Annotated in this window: 7 protein-coding genes; 6 read left to right on the top strand and 1 reads right to left on the bottom strand. The window is 40.4% G+C overall.

Annotation, left to right across the window (positions count from 1 at the left end; all coding sequences use genetic code 11):
• The 4 genes from BLQ17_RS22415 to BLQ17_RS21625 all read left to right on the top strand — a co-directional run.
• Nucleotides 1–254 (top strand): hypothetical protein (locus tag BLQ17_RS22415; protein WP_218121883.1); only part of this gene is annotated, 254 nt, incomplete at its 5' end.
• Nucleotides 251–430, top strand: coding sequence for a hypothetical protein (locus BLQ17_RS21635; protein WP_092226325.1), 180 nt, complete (start codon nt 251–253; stop codon nt 428–430). The genes BLQ17_RS22415 and BLQ17_RS21635, both read left to right, overlap by 4 nt.
• Nucleotides 430–1,323, top strand: coding sequence for a hypothetical protein (locus tag BLQ17_RS21630; RefSeq protein ID WP_092226323.1), 894 nt, complete (start codon nt 430–432; stop codon nt 1,321–1,323). The genes BLQ17_RS21635 and BLQ17_RS21630 overlap by 1 nt, the downstream gene beginning before the upstream one ends.
• 37 nt (nt 1,324–1,360) lie before the next feature.
• Nucleotides 1,361–2,182 carry a DNA cytosine methyltransferase gene (locus BLQ17_RS21625; protein WP_092226321.1) on the top strand — a complete coding sequence of 274 codons (822 nt, stop codon included), beginning with the start codon at nt 1,361–1,363 and terminating at the stop codon, nt 2,180–2,182.
• 145 nt (nt 2,183–2,327) lie between these two features.
• Here BLQ17_RS21625 and BLQ17_RS21620 read toward each other — a convergent pair whose 3' ends face one another.
• Nucleotides 2,328–3,113, bottom strand: coding sequence for a hypothetical protein (locus tag BLQ17_RS21620; protein ID WP_092226319.1), 786 nt, complete (start codon nt 3,111–3,113; stop codon nt 2,328–2,330).
• 469 nt (nt 3,114–3,582) lie between these two features.
• On the opposite strand from BLQ17_RS21620, the gene BLQ17_RS21615 reads away from it, so the two are divergent.
• On the top strand, nt 3,583–3,993 hold the full coding sequence (locus BLQ17_RS21615) for a hypothetical protein (protein WP_092226317.1): 411 nt from the start codon (nt 3,583–3,585) through the stop codon (nt 3,991–3,993).
• Nucleotides 3,994–4,157: 164 nt separating this feature from the next.
• The coding region (locus BLQ17_RS21610; protein WP_092226315.1) for a helix-turn-helix domain-containing protein at nt 4,158–4,624 on the top strand (467 nt) is incomplete at its 3' end.

Raw genomic sequence — 4,624 nt, 5'->3', positions numbered from 1 at the left:
AACTGGAGCTGTTTCATGTCTCCCAGTTTAGGCGCACCTGGGGTGAGTCAATGCGTAAGCAATCCACTCGCAAACTTTTTAGCCCCATGGTGCCGATTAGAAAAAGTGATTTTGATGAATATTGGCAGCTGCCTCTGTATCGGGTCAGGATGGACGGCAGGTGGACTGCGGACGATGCAAAATATTCGTTTTATACCAGGGAACAGATTGTAGAGCAGTGGTTTTGCTTTGATCAATTGGAGGCAACCTCATGAGCAGGGTTCTATGCCAGATGCAGACAGTCGGCCATAAAAAGAACCTTGAGGAAGTGCCAAGGGCCTGGTGCAGAAAGGCTCAATACCAGGCTCTTTGCGCCAAGTGCAGATACAACGAAGGAAGAGAAGTGTCTATCTATCAGCGCGAAAAACAGCAGCGCAAGGGGCGTAAATAATGGCTGAGAAGTACAGGAAAATAGATCCAAGATTATGGAAGGACGAAAACTTCCTCTTGTTGAGCGAAAGAGACAAGCTGATAGCGATCTATGTGATGACCGCTCAGACCAACAGGATAGGTCTGTTTAATTTTTCGCCGGCAAGGGCCGCTGAGGATATCGGAATAGACTACGAAACGTTTCTGGAACGTTTCAGGAACGTTTGTTCGAAGTTCAAATGGGAGTACGACAAAACGTTTCGTGTGCTCTTTATTCCCACCTGGTGGAAGTACAACCATCCTGAAAACCAAAATGTGTTGAAAGGCAACTTAAAAGACCTGCATGATATACCGAATACAAACCTTATTTATAAGTTTTTCAACAACTTAACATATCTTGACGAAACGTTACATAAAACGTTACTGGAACGTTGCCCCAAACCATCCCGAATACAAGAGCAAGAGCAAGAACAAGAACAAGAGCAAGAAAACTACTCTTGTTCGGAGTTATCTGACGATAAAACCGAACCGGAAGCGACAGACGAACCGGTCGAATCTCCAGTGTTGGTTTTTCCTTTGATCCCTCGTGATGGAGAATTTGCAATTTTGCAAAAAGACATCGACGAATGGCAAGAGACGTTTCCAGGCGTTGACGTCCTCCAGGTGCTCAAAAGAGCTCGTCAGTGGAGCATTGACAATCCAAAGCGGCGTAAAACCAAAGCCGGTATCCGGAACCATATCTCGACCTGGCTCAGCAAGGAGCAGAACAAGGCAAGGGCTGCACCAGGAACTGTTTCTCACGGCAAAGTTAACTGCGAGATCTGTCAGTACAACCAGCGTGCACCCTGCAAGAACCTGGGCAAAGAGGGTTTCGACAAAGAGCGGTGTGACTCGTACAAACCGATAGCGAATTGATGGAAAAAAGAAGTGCCGGACAAAAGGATTTTTGAAAATGGAGCAGAAACTGACGCTTAAAGTGCTGGATCTTTTCAGCGGCATCGGCGGCTTTTCCCTCGGCCTTGAACGGGCGGGGATGAGTACCGCAGCGTTCTGTGAGATTGAACCATATTGCCGCAAAGTGCTCCGGAAACACTGGCCTGACGTGCCGATATTTGAAGATGTGAGGAAGTTGAATGCAACAGACATCACCGAAACAATTGACCTTATTTGTGGAGGATATCCCTGTCAACCATTCAGTGCTGCCGGGAAGCGAAGAGGCTCAGAAGATGACCGTTATCTCTGGACGGAATATTTACGACTCATACAAGAGCTTTCTCCCCGGTGGGTTGTTGCCGAGAATGTTGCTGGGCACATCAGTATGGGCCTCGACCAGGTGCTTTCTGACCTGGAAAGTGAAAACTACAAAAGCTGGACGTTTGTTATTCCGGCTGTCGGTGTCGATGCCCCGCACAAAAGGGACAGAATCTGGATTGTTGCCTACGCCAACAGCACACGTAGCGATAGGAACCAGAACCACAAAATATGCGCAAGGTGGGACTCCATTGAATCATGTTTCGGTTCTCTGGCCAACACCAACCGCACAGGACAGCAAAAACAGTACGCTACCCGTCTCGCAGAGAGAAAGGGATTCGATTCCTGGTTCTCTGTTGAGAAAAGGGGAAAAACCCGGTGGCCAGCTGAACCCGGAGTGGGTCGAGTGGCTGATGGGGTTTCCTGCCGGGTGGACAGACTTAAAGCGCTCGGAAACGCAGTCATCCCGCAAATACCGGAGATCATCGGCCGGGCAATAATGCAAATAGAATTGTGTTATTAATCCGGTGGGCATTTAGGTTAAATTTGTAACTTTAAAATCAGACAGTTAGTGTGTGTTGTGGCTGATGAAAAAGCCCGCCGGATTGATAGTCTTATCTTCTGATACCAAGATAGAAAAAAATAATTTTTAAAAATTTCAAGTCATGTCAGTTAAATGTGTTTCTCGCAACAATAAGAAAAAACCATATAATTATAGGAAAGTTCGACCATAGGTATGATCGAATTATTTTATCTAAAATATTCATTACCTTCTTACTTGTTTTATAGGACAAAGTTGTTTCAATACTCTCTAAAAAGATGTTATTTGCTTTAATACACAATTCGCATTGTTCAGAAAAACCACCTTTGTCAAAATATTTATTTTTATGTTTTTCATCATCAATTTCATCAATGCGCCGTTTGGTACCTCTTTGCTGTTCTATATAAGCAGCTTGCACGCCAAATACTAACAACATTACTAACGCAAGAAAAAAAGCTATAACTGCATTATGTTTAACGCAATTAATGTAAAAAAAATGAATAACCGCCATATTCCACAATCCTAGCCCAATAGCAACAACACTTGTTACTAACCCAAAATGCAGTTTAATCAATCTAAAACGCAAATAATCTTCCAACAGGACAGCTTGAGCTTCGCGATCTATTTCTTTTTCTGGCTTTGTTTTGTCATTATTTTTGTTTTCTGGGTCTATATTCCATAAATCCAGAGGGTTTATTTTCAAAAGACAGTATCTTGCCCTTATTTTTTCACAAATTCCTCTGTGACTGTCGGAGTCGTCAAAGAAATGAGTCAATATTATTGACACCGGAATAAACAAAATAACAGGAGTGACATGATCAAAAAAACCCGAAATAATAAGTTTAATAACAGAGGTTAAGTTTTGAATAGCCAAAGTTAGATTTTCTACAATAAAAACATATTGTTCAATCATCTCGTTTCCTCCTCTCTGTGAAGCGCTTGATATTGAGTGTAATTACATAAAATCATAAGGAATATTAAAATTATTAAATACACAGTTACGCAAGCTACTATAATTATATATAACAGGATTTGGTTAACCAAGTAAAAAAACATCAGAACCTAATTACACCACTCATTGCAGAAAAAAATAATATTCTTTCTATTTGATATTGTAGACATTTTTATTTTATCTAGTGTGTTCAATCAACAATTTTTGTTTGTTGACAGAATATATATTTTTAACAATAATGTATCATGCGCGCTTTATAGTGTTAAATTGATAATAAGAATTATTTCTTAATGTTTTTTCTATGGGGAGAGTTAAGACAACATTAAAAGAAAATAACTACAAGTTTAACTGTATATATTAATAAATACCGGTGAATTAATTAACAAAGTGTGATGGAATATATTTGCACACAATCAAAACTATATCATATATGAATACAATACAAAATGACCTGATAAATATAACAAGTAAAATATTTTTTACTTGTTTGCATAATTTGAAAATTTTATTGTCTGATAATTTTTTATTTTTTGCACTCCAAGCAGTTTTTCTTTTTATTGTAGTTTTTGCTTATATAAAAGATTGGCGTGAAAATCACAGCAATGAAGCTATTTTGCACATAAAAATAAATGAAAAAACTATAAACCTATTTTATGCCTTTTATTTTGGTCTTACTGGTATAATTGTGGCAATTATTTTGGCGATTGATGTTACAAAAGATTTTCGGATTTTTTGGATCATTTTAGACAATTTCGGATTAATATATGTTTGTTTGTTAAATAAGTGGGGAAGAAACAGTATCTTGCGAGGTGCAATTCATATTGAAAACATTAGAGACTAATACAAAAGAAGCATCCCTTTCATCAATCGCAAAGAAAAAACAAGCAAAAAAATCCAACGACGAACTAGAAAGAGGGATGGAGAAATGACCTTCATCGACCATGAATTGCTGGTTGGAAAAATTCAGAAGGATATTGTCAGTATTGGGAAATAGCGAGAGGATAGATGGCAAGACCAAAAGGAACGGGAAAATACAAACCGGAATACGATCAAATCGCATACGTGGCATGCGTTGAAGGCGGTTTCACAGTGTCGAAAATTGCAAAGCTGTTTGGTGTCGACAGAGTCACTGTCTATCGCTGGATGGATGCAAATGAGGGTTTCTGCAACGCCATAAAAAGCGGCAGGGATAAATTCGACACAATGACCGCCGAAGACTCACTCCTCAAGCGCATCAAAGGGTATCGAACGAAAGAGTCGACCCAGGAGCTGAAGATAATCGTTGATCCAGATACAGGAGAAACAGAGGAGAAGCTTGTCACGACAAAGACTGTGAACAAGGCGGTCGCTTCTGATGTGACCGCTACGATCTTCTTTCTGAAAAACAGGGCCCCGGAACGCTGGAGGGATGCAAGGCATTTGGAACATACGGGCAAAGACGGAGGCCCCATCAAAACCGACAGCTCCAATAC

The sequence above is a fragment of the Desulforhopalus singaporensis genome (assembly GCF_900104445.1).
Taxonomy (GTDB): Bacteria; Desulfobacterota; Desulfobulbia; order Desulfobulbales; family Desulfocapsaceae; genus Desulforhopalus_A; species Desulforhopalus_A singaporensis.
This window is presented reverse-complemented; position numbering and strand designations above follow the sequence as displayed.